Source organism: Longimonas halophila (genome assembly GCF_002554705.1).
Classification (GTDB): Bacteria; Bacteroidota; Rhodothermia; order Rhodothermales; family Salinibacteraceae; genus Longimonas; species Longimonas halophila.
Genome location: NZ_PDEP01000014.1, coordinates 54,430 through 68,294 on the forward strand (window position 1 = coordinate 54,430; position 13,865 = coordinate 68,294).

11 protein-coding genes and 1 tRNA gene are annotated in these 13,865 nt (G+C 61.4%); 9 read left to right on the plus strand and 3 right to left on the minus strand.

From position 1 onward, the window contains the following. Window positions 1-29 precede the first annotated feature (29 nt). The 6 genes from atpH (at window position 30) to CRI93_RS13085 (ending at window position 6,363) form a co-directional block, all read left to right on the plus strand. Window positions 30-584: an ATP synthase F1 subunit delta gene (gene atpH, locus CRI93_RS13060; protein WP_098063088.1), complete on the plus strand. Its 555-nt coding sequence runs from the start codon at window positions 30-32 to the stop codon at window positions 582-584. A gap of 94 nt (window positions 585-678) precedes the next feature. Further along, the gene (atpA, locus tag CRI93_RS13065) at window positions 679-2,313 is read left to right on the plus strand and encodes a F0F1 ATP synthase subunit alpha (RefSeq protein ID WP_098063089.1); all 1,635 of its coding nucleotides are present in this window, start codon (window positions 679-681) and stop codon (window positions 2,311-2,313) included. 60 nt (window positions 2,314-2,373) lie between these two features. Continuing rightward, window positions 2,374-3,285, plus strand: a complete 912-nt coding sequence (atpG, locus tag CRI93_RS13070; RefSeq protein ID WP_098063090.1) for an ATP synthase F1 subunit gamma — start codon at window positions 2,374-2,376, stop codon at window positions 3,283-3,285. A 121-nt stretch (window positions 3,286-3,406) separates the two neighbouring features. Continuing rightward, window positions 3,407-3,496: transfer RNA gene (locus CRI93_RS13075), tRNA-Ser, on the plus strand. Window positions 3,497-3,571: 75 nt separating this feature from the next. Then, a complete protein-coding gene (locus CRI93_RS13080; RefSeq protein ID WP_098063091.1) occupies window positions 3,572-5,068 on the plus strand; it encodes an NAD(P)H-binding protein in 1,497 nt (498 codons plus the stop codon). 47 nt (window positions 5,069-5,115) lie between these two features. Then, window positions 5,116-6,363: an ATP-dependent DNA helicase gene (locus tag CRI93_RS13085; RefSeq protein WP_098063092.1), complete on the plus strand. Its 1,248-nt coding sequence runs from the start codon at window positions 5,116-5,118 to the stop codon at window positions 6,361-6,363. 63 nt (window positions 6,364-6,426) lie between these two features. Here the strand turns inward: CRI93_RS13085 and CRI93_RS13090 are convergent, their stop codons facing one another. Next, window positions 6,427-7,203, minus strand: coding sequence for a lysophospholipid acyltransferase family protein (locus tag CRI93_RS13090; RefSeq protein ID WP_245850528.1), 777 nt, complete (start codon window positions 7,201-7,203; stop codon window positions 6,427-6,429). A 121-nt stretch (window positions 7,204-7,324) separates the two neighbouring features. Next, a complete protein-coding gene (locus tag CRI93_RS13095) occupies window positions 7,325-8,116 on the minus strand; it encodes an SDR family oxidoreductase (RefSeq protein ID WP_098063093.1) in 792 nt (263 codons plus the stop codon). 164 nt (window positions 8,117-8,280) lie between these two features. Here CRI93_RS13095 and CRI93_RS13100 point away from each other — a divergent pair, with 164 nt between their 5' ends. Then, the gene (locus tag CRI93_RS13100) at window positions 8,281-8,877 is read left to right on the plus strand and encodes a transposase (protein WP_098063094.1); all 597 of its coding nucleotides are present in this window, start codon (window positions 8,281-8,283) and stop codon (window positions 8,875-8,877) included. Window positions 8,878-8,957: 80 nt separating this feature from the next. Here CRI93_RS13100 and CRI93_RS13105 read toward each other — a convergent pair whose 3' ends face one another. Further along, window positions 8,958-12,116, minus strand: a complete 3,159-nt coding sequence (locus CRI93_RS13105) for a vitamin B12-dependent ribonucleotide reductase (RefSeq protein WP_098063095.1) — start codon at window positions 12,114-12,116, stop codon at window positions 8,958-8,960. A 490-nt stretch (window positions 12,117-12,606) separates the two neighbouring features. Between CRI93_RS13105 and CRI93_RS13110 the strand changes: the two genes are divergently transcribed. Together CRI93_RS13110 and CRI93_RS13115 are read left to right on the plus strand one after the other, a co-directional pair. Further along, window positions 12,607-13,125: a CAP domain-containing protein gene (locus CRI93_RS13110; protein ID WP_176521871.1), complete on the plus strand. Its 519-nt coding sequence runs from the start codon at window positions 12,607-12,609 to the stop codon at window positions 13,123-13,125. Between the two features lie 175 nt (window positions 13,126-13,300). Next, window positions 13,301-13,834 (plus strand): CAP domain-containing protein, encoded by a 534-nt coding sequence (locus tag CRI93_RS13115; protein ID WP_176521872.1) that lies wholly within the window; start codon window positions 13,301-13,303, stop codon window positions 13,832-13,834. Window positions 13,835-13,865: the final 31 nt, after the last annotated feature.

Here is a 13,865-nt window from a genome sequence, read left to right on the forward strand (position 1 = left end):
CTGGATCCGCTTGCCTTCCCCCTCTTGTTATGAGTCAACACACGGTCGCCACGCGCTACGCCTCGGCCCTGGCCGAGGAGGCGCACGATTCGGATGCAATGTCCATCATCGACGACGACGTGGATTTGCTCCGCACCACGCTTGCCGACAACGACGAACTGGCGCGTGTCTTCACCAGCCCGGTGCTCTCTGCCGAGCAGAAGGGGCGCGTCGTATCGGCGCTGCTCCCCGAGCACGTGAGCGAGCTGATGATGCGTTTCCTCAAACTGCTCATTGAGAAACAGCGCGCTTCGCTTGTGACTGAGATTCTGGCAGCGTACCGCTCGCTGCGTGATGAACAGGAGGGCATCGTTGAAGTAAATGTACGCTCCTCCCACGAGCTGGACGACGATGAGCATGCTTCACTCGTCGATGCGCTCGAATCGCTCACCGGGGCCTCAGTTCGCCTCAGCATCAGCGTGGACGAATCGCTCCTGGGCGGCCTGGTTATTCAGGTGGGCGACCGCGTCTACGACGGCAGCGTACATCATAAGCTGGAAGCGCTGCGTTCCCGCTTCCATGCCCCGCGTCCCGCAACAGCTTAACCGCGCATCCGGCCCCAACACATGCTGCGCCACGCACTCTGCGCACGGCGCGCCCTCACACCTGTACCATTTACTCCGCTAACACCACTCCGCTATGTCTACTGCTATTCGACCAGACGAAGTAACGTCTGTCCTCAAGCGCGAACTGGGGGGCTTCGACGCCGATGCCGATGTCTACGAGGTAGGCACGGTGCTCCAGGCCGGCGACGGTATCGCCACGCTCTACGGCCTCTCGAACGTTCAAGCTGGCGAGCTCATCACGTTTCCCGATTCGGGCGTGCGTGGCATGGTGCTCAACCTTGAAGAAGATAGCGTCGGCGCGGTCATCTTTGGCGACGTAAACGCAGTCAGCGAAGGCGACCAGGCGCGCCGCACCGGCAACATCGCCTCGGTGCCTGTCAACGAGAACATGCTGGGCCGCGTGGTTGACCCGCTGGGGCGCCCGCTCGACGGCAAAGGCCCCATCGAGGGCGACACCATCGACATGCCACTGGAGCGCAAGGCACCCGGCGTCATCTACCGCGAGCCTGTAACCGAACCGCTGCAAACCGGGCTCAAGGCCATCGACTCGATGGTACCGATTGGGCGTGGACAGCGCGAACTCGTGATTGGTGACCGCCAAACCGGAAAGACAGCGGTCATTGTCGATACAATCATCAATCAGAAGCAGACGCAGGATACCGACAAGCCGGTCTACTGCATCTACGTGGCGGTAGGGCAGAAGGACTCGACCGTAGCCCAGGTGCAGCGCGCCCTGGAGCGCAACGACGCGATGGAGTACACGGTCATCGTGAACGCCTCGGCGTCCATGCCCACGCCGCTGCAGTACATTGCGCCGTTTGCGGGCGCGTGCATCGGCGAGTTCTTCCGGGATACCGGGCGCCATGCCCTCGTCGCCTACGACGACCTCTCGAAGCAGGCCGTTGCCTACCGCGAACTCTCGCTCTTGCTGCGCCGCCCACCCGGACGCGAAGCCTACCCGGGCGATGTGTTTTACCTGCACAGCCGCCTGCTGGAGCGCGGAGCCAAAATCATTAGCAACCAGGAAGTGGCTTCCGACATGAACAACCTGCCTGAGGGGCTGAAAGACCGCGTCAAAGGCGGCGGCTCACTCACGGCGCTTCCCGTTATCGAAACGCAGGCTGGTGACGTATCTGCCTACATTCCGACCAACGTCATTTCGATTACCGACGGGCAGATCTACCTTGAAACCGACCTCTTTAACTCAGGTGTGCGCCCGGCTATCGATGTGGGGACGTCGGTAAGTCGTGTGGGGGGAAACGCGCAGATCAAGGCGATGAAGAGCGTGGCCGGTACGCTACGCATCGACCTGTCGCAGTACCGCGAGCTGGAGGCATTTGCCAAGTTTGGCTCCGACCTCGATGCCTCCACGCAGCGCCAGCTGAACCGTGGCGAGCGCATGGTCGAGATCCTGAAACAGAACGAATTCTCGCCCCTGCCTGCTGAAGAGCAAGTCGTCATCATCTACGCCGCTACCGAAGGCCTGCTCGACAAAGTCCCCGTCGAAGACATTCAGGACTTTGAGGACGCGCTGCTTGAAACCATGCGCACGCAGCACGAATCCGTTCTTGATACCATTCGCGAAAGCGGGAAAATGAGCGACGACGCCGAGTCCGAAATCCGCGACGTGGTGTCTGATGTGGCGTCTACCTTCATTGTAGTCGACGACGAAGACGAAGAAGACGACGAGATGCTGGAGGCGCTCTAACGCCGCCTGTGCCTGCCGCGCTGCACTGTATCCGCCCCGTTTGCCCCACCCCTGCCATCTATGGCCAACCTCCGCGACATCCGCAATCGGATCGACTCGATTGAGAACACCAAGCAAGTAACGCGCGCCATGAAAATGGTGGCTGCCGCGAAGCTCCGCCGGGCCCAGGAGCGCATTTTTGAAGCGCGCCCCTACGCCTACAAGCTGCGTGAGCTGATTGGGCACCTCACCGACAAGCTGGAAGACGTGGGCCATCCCCTCTTCCAGCAGCCGGATACAGACGGTGTGCTGCTCATCATCGTTACAGCCGACCGTGGACTGGCGGGAGCGTTCAACAGCAACGTCATCAAAACGGCAGAAGCTGAAATCGAGGCCAAGTATACGGCAGAGCGCAAGCAGGGCAACCTGTATCTGCTCTGCGTGGGACGCAAGGGCCACGAGCACTTTGCACGCCGCGACTACCAACTGGTAGGCGACTTCCGCAACGTGTTCGACGGCCTCAACTTCAGTCTCGCCAAGAAAGTGGTAGAGGCGGCCCATGAGGGCTTCGACCGAGCCATCTGGGGCCATGTGGACATGGTCTACAACGAGTTCAAAAACACGATTTCGCAGAACCGCATTGTGGAGCCGCTTCTCCCACTACCCAAGGAGCAGTTCCTTACACCGGTAATGGAGGAGGAAGACCTCCCCGAGATCGACGACACCCTCGAAGTGGATTACATCTTTGAGCCCGGCGCTGAGCAGATCATGAACGCGCTGGTGCCGCGCTTCCTTAACTACCAGATGTGGCGGGCGCTGCTGGAGTCCAACGCTGCCGAGCAAGGGGCCCGCATGGTCGCAATGGATAACGCCACCAGCAATGCCGAGGAGCTGCGCGACGAACTGCAACTGAAGTACAACCGCGCCCGGCAGAATGCCATTACGATGGAGATCCTCGACATCTCAAGCGGAGCCGAAGCGCTCGAATCGTAGAGCAAATCGCACATTGTTGATACGAATTACGCAGTCTTGCGCTCCAGCACCCGGAACCCATTGTTGCCTGTGTATCGTACGCAACAAACGACAAACGCACATCATACACAACGTACGTTTTGGAGAGGTGGCCGAGTGGCTGAAGGCGCTCCCCTGCTAAGGGAGTAAACGGTTTATAGCCGTTTCGAGGGTTCGAATCCCTCCCTCTCCGCAACGGAGCCGGTCTCGGGGATTCCCGAGGCTGGCTTTTTGCATCTCCACCTACCCTCCGACCCCGTGCCCCGCTATGGCTGGCGCCGCGCCGCATCCGACCTCATCCCACCGCCCTGTTGTGGCTATTGCAGGGGCTACCGGATTCGTAGGGACTGCGCTCCGCACCACGCTGACCAGCAGCTATCACGTGCGCGCGCTCACACGGTCTCCGGCACGCGAGCAGTCCAACACCCGCCGCGATTCGCCCGTGGAGTGGCGCCACTGCGACTTGTTCGATCCGTATGACGTTCAGCAAGCGTTGGAGGGCGTTGACTACGTGCTCTACCTGGTGCACTCGCTGCACGCCTCCGCCCGCCTCACGCAAGCGCGTGCCCCCGACCTGGACCTGCTCCTGGCGGACAACGTAGCGCGTGCTGCCGAAGCGCAAAACGTGAAGCAGATCATCACGCTGGGCGGCCTCGTGCCCGATATGGACGACCTGCCTCAACGCCTGCGCAGCCGCCGCGAGGTCGAGACCGCCTTGGCCTCCTGCCAGACCCCGCTTACTGCGCTGCGCGCCGGGCTCATCGTAGGGCGAGGCGGTACCTGGCTCAGCATGCTTATCAATCTGGTGCGGCGCGTGCCTATTATGGTTCTCCCGGCATGGACGCAGGCCAAAACCCAGCCGATTGTGCGCGCCGACATTGTACGTGCCATTGAGCATGTGCTGGGCAATGAGCAGCACTACAGCGCCACGTACGACCTGGGCGGCCCCGACGTGATGTCGTACCGAGAGATGCTGAAGCGTACCGCCCATGTGCTGGGCCTGTCGCGGCCCATGGGCACCGTGCCCGTCACCTCGCCGCGCCTCTCTAAGCTGTGGGTCTGGCTCTTCAGCGGCGCGCCGTGGGCGCTTGTCAGTCCGTTTGTGGACAGCCTGCGCTACCAGGTCGCAGTCGATTCGAACCCGCTGCAAGAGACGCTGCGCCCCGGCATGCAGTCGTTTGAGCAGGGCCTCCGCTCAGCGATCGACGAACACGGGCGCCCGTATCCCAATCCGCGGTCGGCGCTCCGTTCAGAAGACGAAGCCATCATGCGCGAGCAGAGCGTAGTACGCTCGGTGCAGCGACTGCCGCTGCCCCCCGGCTACACAGCGCGTGATGTGGCCAACCAGTACATGCGCTGGCTCCCTCGCATTGGCGGCCCCCTCCTGCAGTGCACGGTGGCCAAGCAGCGCGTGTGCCGTATCGAACTGAAACCGCTCGGCATTACCCTGCTGGAGCTAAGCTACGCGCCCGACCGCAGTCCCACCGGACGCCAGCTCTTCTACGTGACGGGCGGCCTCTTGGCGCGCATGCCCGATGGCGCGCCTCATGCAGGACGCCTGGAGTTTCGCCGCACTGCCGACGGCACGCACATCCTGGCGGCCATTCACGACTTTTCGCCCATGCTGCCCTGGAAGCTGTACAACGCCACGCAGGCGGTGGCGCACCTGCTCGTTATGAACGGATTCGGGCGCCACCTGCAGCACCTGGCCGATCGGCGCTCGAATGCGCAGTCTGCACCGTCGCCCACGCCCTCGCGTCTGTAACTTGCCCGCTCTACACGTTTCTCACGATCGATCAACAGCCCCCCTCCATGACCCTCACCGACGACCAGCAAGCCGCGTACGATGCCGTCTACGACTGCCTGGCCAGCGGCGAACGCTTCACCGGACTCCGTGGCTATGCCGGCACGGGTAAAACCGTCATTGTGGGCCAGCTCGTCGAGCAGCTCGACAATGAAGACTGCTCCGTGTACGTCTGCGCCCCAACCCACAAGGCCGTGCAAGTGCTTCGTAATCACCTCAGTGTGGGGGTGCCTACGCAGACGCTCCATGCATTTCTGGGCTTGCGCCTGCAGCCCGATGGCAAAGGCGACTACGAACTCGTACCCGACAACAAGGAGCGCGATATGGAGGCCAGCATCGTCGTGGTTGACGAAGCCTCGATGGTGGGGCGCGATGAGTGGCAGTACATTCAGGCCACGCCCGACCGCGTGCAGTGGCTCTTCGTGGGCGATCCGGCGCAGCTTCCCCCCGTCAATGAAGAGGAATCGCCTGCGCTGCAGGTGTCTGGTCCTACACTCGAACAGGTACACCGCCAGGCCAAGGGCAACCCCGTGCTGGAGCTGGCCACCAAGGTGCGCAACCACAACTGGCACGGCTTCCGCAGCAAGTACGACGACGGACAGGGCGTGGCCATCACCCACAACGACGATCAGTTCTTTGGGAGCCTGGTGCGCGCCTTCACGAGCGAGACGTTTCGCACGAATCCCGAACACGCGCGCATCCTGGCGTACCGCAACAAAACCGTACGCGCCTACAACCGCCGCGTGCGGGCCGAGCGCTACGGCGAGCAGGCCGCCCGCTTCGAGATTGGCGAGTGGATTGTGGCCCGCGAAACGTGGTTTCACGACCAGCGCCCCCTTATCAAAAACAGCGAAGAAGTGCGCGTCGAAGCCATCACCGAGGAGCGCATTGAGGGCGATGACATGAGCACCTGGAAGGTGTGGACGCTCAAGGTGCGGGGCGTCCACGACGACTTTCGCCGCGACATTGCGGTGCTGCACGACGATGAACACGAGCGCTACCGCGACGCACTCGACCGCCGTCGCGACGCGGCCAAAGACGACCACAAGAAATGGGATCGCTACTACAGCCTGCGCGAACAGTTCGCCAAGGTCGATTACGCCTACGCCTCCACCGTACACAAAGCGCAAGGCTCTACCTTCGACACCGTTTTTGTGGACTACCGCGACCTTCAGGTCTGCCGGGGCCCCGAGCAGCACGCCCTGCTCTACGTCGCCGTAACGCGGCCCTCGCGCCGTCTCGCTATGCTCGTGTGAGCACGTAGTTTCGCCTCTAAAGATTGATTGCACAGGGGGATACAGAGCGTCGGAGCTGCGCCATCACGTCGTCTCAGGCGTTGAAGCTTCTGCATCCACCTGAACCGGATCGACACCACGCCAGGTTGCAATCTGCTCCACTATTTGGCGCCGTACGTGTGCGCGGAAGGCGTTGACATCGGTCAGGCCCTCGGCCACCGGATCGACCGGGGGGAGTACCTTTACGCGCATGGTCTGCGGGCTGGTGCGAAAGACGAGGCTGTGCTTGGGGAGCGCGTCTTGCGTGCCGTCAATGGCGATGGGCACAACCGACACGCCTTCGTTGATTGCGAGCCGGAAGGCGCCGCTGGCAAACGAGTGCACGCGTCCGTCGCGCGAGCGGGTGCCTTCGGGGCATAGCATTACGCTGCATTGGTGGCGGAGGTAGTGGCGGGCTTTGTCGATGACGGCGCTTCGGCTTTCGGAGTCGCGCCGGTCTACGCAGATATCGCCCGACATGCGCAAGAGCCAGCCCGCTACGGGCAGATCGAACAGCGCTTTCTTGGCAACCCACTTCATCTCCCACGGCAGCCGCGACACCACCGGCGGGTCGGCCTGAGACAGGTGGTTGCTTACCACCACGTACGGATGGCGCGGGATGGGCAGTTCGCCTTGCGTTTCAACGTTCCAGAACGGATTCAGATAGGTCATGAGCCGCCCCAAGATGCGAAGGGCATAGCCACTTCGGTGGAGCGCCGGGTCGCGGTCGGTCAGGCGCACCACCGCCATGACCGGCAGCCACGCACACAGAAGCAGCGCCGTGGACGTCCACACCCAGGCCGAGAGAAGATAGTCGCGCATGGTGCATCACCAAACCAAATACAGAGCACACCCCAAGGCAGCGGGGGGCCGGTGGCGTGTGCAGCGAACGATGCCTTGTGTACGGCATGCGTCCGGCCTTCGTTCGGGAACAGAGTAGATGCTACAAATTTGAAGCGCCGGAGCCGCCATCAATCGGGATGGCCGCGCCGTTGATATAGCCCGACAGCGGCGACGACAAAAACGCAACGGTGTGGCCCAGCTCCATCGGATCGCCAATGCGCTGCAGCGGATTGCCCGCGCCCCAGTCCGCCAGGCCCTCCTCGTGGCTATCGTAGTCGCCGCGCTCCATGGCCTGCTCAATGAGCTCGCGAATGCGGGCGGTTTCGTGCGCGCCCGGCAGCACCGCGTTGGCGCGGACCTCGGGCGCCAGTTCCTTCGAGAGCGTCTTTTCGAGTCCGATAACCGACATGCGAACCGAATTGGAGAGCACCAGCGCATCGATCGCTTCCTTCACGCTGCGCGATGTGATCGTGACGATGGTGCCGCCGCCGTCGGCCTTCAGATGTGGCGCGCACTGCCGCACCAGCCGCACCACGCTCATCACGAGCAGGTCGTAGGCCTCGTACCAGTCGGCGTCATCCGTATCTAAAAACGCCCCGCTCGGCGGACCGCCCGCGCTGGTTACGAGATGATCCAGCCGTCCAAAGGTGTCAAGTGTCGCATCCACCAGCCCTTCGAGGGCCTCCGCATCGGTCAAGTCCGCCGGATGCGCGAGCACCTCGCCCTGCGCTTCGGCTTCGATCTCGTTGCGGGCGGCTTCCAGCTTCGCCGCATCGCGCCCATTGATGACCACGTTCACGCCCTCACGCGCCAGCGCCATGGCCGACGCCTTGCCGAGTCCGCTACTGGAGGCCGTGATAAGCGCCGTATTGCCTGCGATGCCAAGATCCATGCGTCGTTTGAACGTTGTTCAGGGGGATGCGAAACGGTGCTGTTGATGCATAAAAAGAACGCATCTTCGCCGTTCGGATGCAAACCGATTGGCGAGAATCTGGCGTTACGAATAGACGGGGGCGTGTGTCATGCAAGAAACCCACAGCAGTTCTTCCCGCAGCCATGTCCTACAACCCTGATATCCACGCCCGCCAGTCGATGCGCCATCCCGAGTGGGATTACACCCACCCCGGGGTGTATTTCATCACGATCTGCACGCATGAACGGCAGCATCTATTCGGATATATCGACACCGGTCACATGCATATGAACACGTGTGGGCGTCTTGTATCCGACGAATGGCACCGCACCGAACAGGTTCGCGCAAACGTGACGTTGGATGCGTTCGTCGTGATGCCAAATCACATACACGGGATTATTTGGATTCGTCCGGATACGGCAAGTAGGGATTCATCGGCGATGAATCCCTACGGGGACACATTTCCCCATCCTGGCAACACTGGTAACACGCCAACGCCCGACCACAACCGCGCGTACGGGCGGACCGTTGCCAATTCGATATCCACAATGATGCGGCAATTTAAATCGATCGCGACCAAACGGATCAACCGCCACCGCAATACGCCGGGGGCTGCGGTGTGGCAAGGCAATTTCTACGACCGTATCATTCGCAACCGCCAGGCCCTACGCCACATCCGCCGGTACATTCACAACAACCCGGCTCGGTGGACGCAGGATCGGTTCCATTCGCATCGCTGACTACCTCACACAACAACACGCCCGGCCTCCCATGCAGGGCGACCGGGCGTAATTGGTTTCAGCGATGACCGGGCGTAGCATTACCCACACCCCGTGGTCGTCCCGCACGCCGGGCAGATGTAGCAGGCGCCGCTGCGGACGGTAATGGTGCCGCAGTTGGCGCAGGGCGGCGAGTCCTCCTGGTTCTTGTAGGTGGTTTTCGCCGTCTGCTGCATGGCGGCCTGCTGCTCCGGGGCATCCGCCGTGGCATCCATGAACGCGTCAATGGTCTGCCCCACCAGCGACTCGTCGTCGCCAATCTCGGGTGCTTGCTTTGAAGCAGGTGCCTCGGCCGAACCAGCCGAAGGCGATCCAGTCGAGGGCTGCATCGTGCCGAAGTCGAGCTCGGCCTGGGCGGTGTTCGATGTCGCTTCGCCGCTGCCGGAGGCATGCTCCCCAGCGGCCGCGTTAGGGTCCACGGTACCCTCCGCCGCACCGGACGGCTGCGCTTCCGTATCCAAAAACTTGATGGACAGATATCGGAAGATGTAGTCCATCATCGACTTGGCGATGGGGATCTGCTTGTTGTTCGTGAAGCCGCTCGGCTCAAACCGCATGTGGCTGAACTTGCGGCACAGATCCTCCAGTGGCACGCCGTATTGCAGCGCAATGGACACGCTGGTGGCAAAGGCGTCCATCATGCCGGCAAGGGTCGAGCCCTGCTTGGCAATCGTGATGAAGATCTCACCCGGCTGCTCGGTCTCGGGGTAGAGACCCACCGTCAGGTAGCCCTCGTGTCCAGCAATCGAAAACTTGTGCGTGATCGACGGACGCTCGTCGGGGAGGCGCTTGCGGGTCGGCTTGTACACGACCTTCTCGCGGATCTCCGGCTCGGCAGGCTCGGCGTCAGGCATCGCGCCGTCACCCGAGGGCTCGGCCTGGGCCGCAGCTTCTTTGGCAGCTGCTTTCTCGGCGTCGGACTTCTGCGTGTTGCCGCCTTCGCTGGTTGAGAGCGGCTGACTCCGCTTCGAGTTCTCGCGGTAGATGGCTACGGCCTTGCATCCAACCTCCCATCCTTTCTGGTAGGCATCGGCAATGTCGTCGGGCTCGGCATCCTCCGGCATATTCACAGTCTTGCTAATTGACCCACTCACAAACGGCTGTACTGCACCCAGCATCTTGATATGGCCCAGGTGGTGAATCGACCGCTCGCCGTTGGATGGCGCAAATGCGCAGTCGAACACCGGCAGGTGCTCGTCTTTGAGCTGCGGCGCGCCCTCGATGGTGTCGTGCTCGTCGATATAGGCAATGATCGCCTCGATCTCATCGTCGGAGTAGCCCAGCCGGTTCAGCGCCAGCGGCACGGTCTTGTTCACGATCTTGAACATGCCCTCGCCATCGCCGGCCAGCAGCTTGTACTTCACGAGCGCAATGTCGGGCTCAATGCCAGTGGTATCGCAGTCAAGGAAGAAGCCAATGGTGCCCGTCGGGGCCAACACCGTAGCCTGCGCGTTGCGATAGCCGTGGCGCTCGCCCAGTGCCACCATGCGCTCGGCGCTCTCGTGCGCGGCTTCGAGCAGATAGTCGGGGCAGTCGTCGCGGTCGATGTCGTGCACCGCATCGCGATGCATGCGCATCACGTCGAGCATCGGCTCCTCGTTCGTGGCGTACTCCTCGAACGGACCAATGCCTTTGTTGGCCGCGATTTCGGCGCTACGGGCGTACGCCTCGCTGTGCTCAATCGCCATGATGGCGCCCGCCACCGCGCGGCCTTCGTCGCTGTCGTACGGCAGTCCCATCGACATCAGCAGCGCGCCGATGTTGGCGAAGCCGAGTCCGAGCGGACGAAACCGGTGACTGTTGCGAGCGATGGATTCGGAGGGGTAACCCGCGTTATCCACCAGAATCTCCTGCGCTGTAATGTAGATGCGTGCCGCCGCCCGCAGCCGCTCCACATCCACCGAGCCGTCGTCGCGCTGGTACTTGCGCAGGTTGAGCGAGGCCAGGTTGCAGGCCGAGTTGTCCAGAAAGAGGTACTCGCTGCACGGGTTGCTGGAGTTGATGGGCCCCGTGTTCTTGCAGGTGTGCCACCGCTGGATGGTGTCCTCATACTGCAGGCCCGGATCACCACAGATGTAGGTGCCTTCGCTCACTTTGTGGAGCAGCTCCGCCGCATCCACCTCGTCGACGACCTCGCCGGTGGTTACCGCACGCAGTTCGAAGGATTCACCGCGCTCGGCGGCTTCCATAAATGCGTCCGTGACGCGCAGGCTGTGGTTCACGTTCTGGAAGTCCACCGCGCCGTAGGCCGGACCGTTGAACGAGCCGTCGTAGCCCTGCTCAATCAGCGCCCAGGCTTTTTTTTCCTCGGTCTGCTTCGCCTCCACAAACTCCTCCGCATCGGGGTGCCAGCACTTCAGCGTCTGCATAATCGCAGCGCGGCGCGTCTTGCCGCCGCTTTTGATGGTGCCGCCTGTGGCATCCTGCACCTTCATGAAGCTGACCGGACCGCTCGGCTGGCCGCCGCCGGAGAGCTTCTCTTTAGACGAACGCAGCGTGCTCCAGTCTGCACCCACGCCCGATCCGAACTTGAACAGGCGCGCGCTCTCGCCCATCGTCTTCCAGATGCCGTCGATGGAGTCTTCTACATCCACGATGAAGCACGCCGCAGCTTGCGGATACAGGTACGGGTCTACGCGCGTCACTTCCTGGGCGTCCTCATCCCAGCCGTAGATCTTCTTGTCGCCCGTGTCACGAATGCCGTACTGCTGGCCCAGGCCCACGTTGAACCACACGGGTGAGTTAAACGCGCCATACTGGTTCACACAGAGCCACGTCAGCTCGTCGTAGAAGCGGTCCACATCCGCGTCGGTGGCAAAATAGCCCTGCTCGCGCCCCCATTCGGTAATGGTGCGCGTTACGCGGTCAATGAGCTGTTTCAGCGAGTACTCGCGCTTGCCGTCGGCTGGACTCCCGTTGCCGTCATCGAGGTCGCCGTAGAAATACTTGCTCGCCACCACGTTCGTGGCAAGCTGGCTCCACGACTCCGGAAACTCCACATCGTTCTGTTCAAAGATGGATGCGCCACTTGGGTTCTTAATCGCAGCGTCGCGCGTCTCCCAGTCCAGGCTGTCGAACGGATGTTCGCCCTCGGACGAGAAGGTACGTGTAATGGACAAGCCCTCTTCCAGCGCTGCGGAGTCAGGCAGCACGGCTCCGCTGGACGCTGCGGAGGGCGCTGATTTCTCAGTGTTGGACATGCGGTCGTTGAATATAGATGAAACAGGATGCGATAGCGTAGGCAGTCCGCGCGAGCTGGTCTCGCAACACGTGCCGACTGCACAAGCACTGTATCAACTAAATCGGCTTTTTAGACGAACGCAAGGGTCTTTTATCCACAAAGAACCCACAGATTAACCGACGCACGAGAAACATAACGGCGATATCAAAATCACTTTCGGCCTCCTGTCATATGTTGTTGATGCACTGTTTAGATACCGTTATTGAGCCCTTTGACGCCCATTCTTATATCGCGCGATTTGAAGTTATCCACATTGTGGATATCTTGTGGATGGACTCTCCGAATAGATCGGTATCAATAACGGCTCTATATGGGCCCGTGCACTTGCCCTTCCCGCACTACATACTCAACTGATGGTCTCTTTTTCTCTGCGCGGCCGCACAACGGGTTGGCTTGCAAGCCTGCTTCTGCTCACGCTGTGGATAGGCTGCCAGGGCAGTACCCCTGCTGTGGATGATGACGCCGTGGCCTCCATGCCGAACTACGACACAAACACCATGGCCCAATCAATACACGAACGCGTAAACAGCGAGCGCGAGGCGGCGGGCCTCTCGTCCCTTGCATGGTCCGAAGAGTTGGCAGCGCTCAGCCGTGCGCATAGCCAGGACATGGTCCAACGCGACTTCTTCGACCACGTCAATCCCGACGGACAAAGCCCTACCGAGCGCGGGCAGGCGATGGATGTGTCGTGCACCACGATTGTAGAAGGTCGGCGGGCAGGCGGAATCGCCGAGAATATCTACGATGCGTCTGCCTATCACACCCGCCGCACCACGACCCAGGGCGATGAAACATCGGTTACCTACGATTGGAAGACCGCCAACGGGCTGTCAGAGACGGTCGTGCAAGGATGGATGGGCAGTTCTGGCCACCGACGCAACATTCTCAACGACACGTACGAAGCACAGGGGCTGGGCGTGGCCGTCTCGGACGACTTGCGCGTGCTCGTGACGCAGACCTTCTGTTGAGGCAGAACCGTGTAGCTTCAGGCATATCTTGAAGCATATTACGTCCCAGCCCTTGTGCTCCTCTTCATATACGTCGTTGCCATACGTGCAAATGAAAATGTCTTTTTCCACAGGACAACGGTACGCGTTGCTTGCAGGAATACTCACCCTTCTTGTGTGGACGGGGTGCAAGACCATGGAAGAGAGCCCACCCGACTCCATGCCGTCGTATGATATTGAGGCATTGGAGCGCTCTATCCACAGGCAGGTTAACGAAGAGCGCAGAGCTAACGGACGTGAGCTCTTGAAGTGGTCGGACGATCTGGCCCGGGTTAGCCGCGCGCACAGCCAGGACATGGTTGAGCGCGACTTCTATGCGCACGTCAACCCCGACGACCAGTCGCCCACCGAGCGTGGGGAGGAGGTGGGCGTATCGTGCTCAACGGTCGTAGACAATCCACAGACGGGCGGCATTGCCGAGAACATAAACTGGGTTTCGGCCCTCGATGTAGTCCACACCACGAGGAGTGGGGAAGAAAAGTACGAGTGGTATACCGCCGACGAGATTGCGGACGAGGTCGTGCAGGAGTGGATGCGAAGTCCGGGGCATCGCCGCAATATGCTTCATGAATCGAACCAAGCAGAAGGAATAGGCGTGGCCATGAAGAGATCGGGAGAGTTTGAGGAGTCGGGGGATTTCCGCGTGCTTGTGACGCAGACCTTCTGTTAGCAGCCCGTCGCCACATATCCAACCGCAAACT

Bases quoted from the DNA above. Each gene is read 5' to 3' on its own strand.
- CRI93_RS13115 (WP_176521872.1), top strand. From the start codon at position 13,301: ATGGAAGAGAGCCCACCCGACTCCATGCCGTCGTATGATATTGAGGCA.
- CRI93_RS13090 (WP_245850528.1), bottom strand. From the start codon at position 7,203: ATGCGCGACTATCTTCTCTCGGCCTGGGTGTGGACGTCCACGGCGCTG.
- CRI93_RS13100 (WP_098063094.1), top strand. From the start codon at position 8,281: ATGTCCTACAACCCTGATATCCACGCCCGCCAGTCGATGCGCCATCCC.
- CRI93_RS13085 (WP_098063092.1), top strand. From the start codon at position 5,116: ATGACCCTCACCGACGACCAGCAAGCCGCGTACGATGCCGTCTACGAC.
- CRI93_RS13080 (WP_098063091.1), top strand. From the start codon at position 3,572: ATGGCTGGCGCCGCGCCGCATCCGACCTCATCCCACCGCCCTGTTGTG.
- CRI93_RS13105 (WP_098063095.1), bottom strand. From the start codon at position 12,116: ATGTCCAACACTGAGAAATCAGCGCCCTCCGCAGCGTCCAGCGGAGCC.
- CRI93_RS13095 (WP_098063093.1), bottom strand. From the start codon at position 8,116: ATGGATCTTGGCATCGCAGGCAATACGGCGCTTATCACGGCCTCCAGT.
- atpH (WP_098063088.1), top strand. From the start codon at position 30: ATGAGTCAACACACGGTCGCCACGCGCTACGCCTCGGCCCTGGCCGAG.
- atpA (WP_098063089.1), top strand. From the start codon at position 679: ATGTCTACTGCTATTCGACCAGACGAAGTAACGTCTGTCCTCAAGCGC.
- atpG (WP_098063090.1), top strand. From the start codon at position 2,374: ATGGCCAACCTCCGCGACATCCGCAATCGGATCGACTCGATTGAGAAC.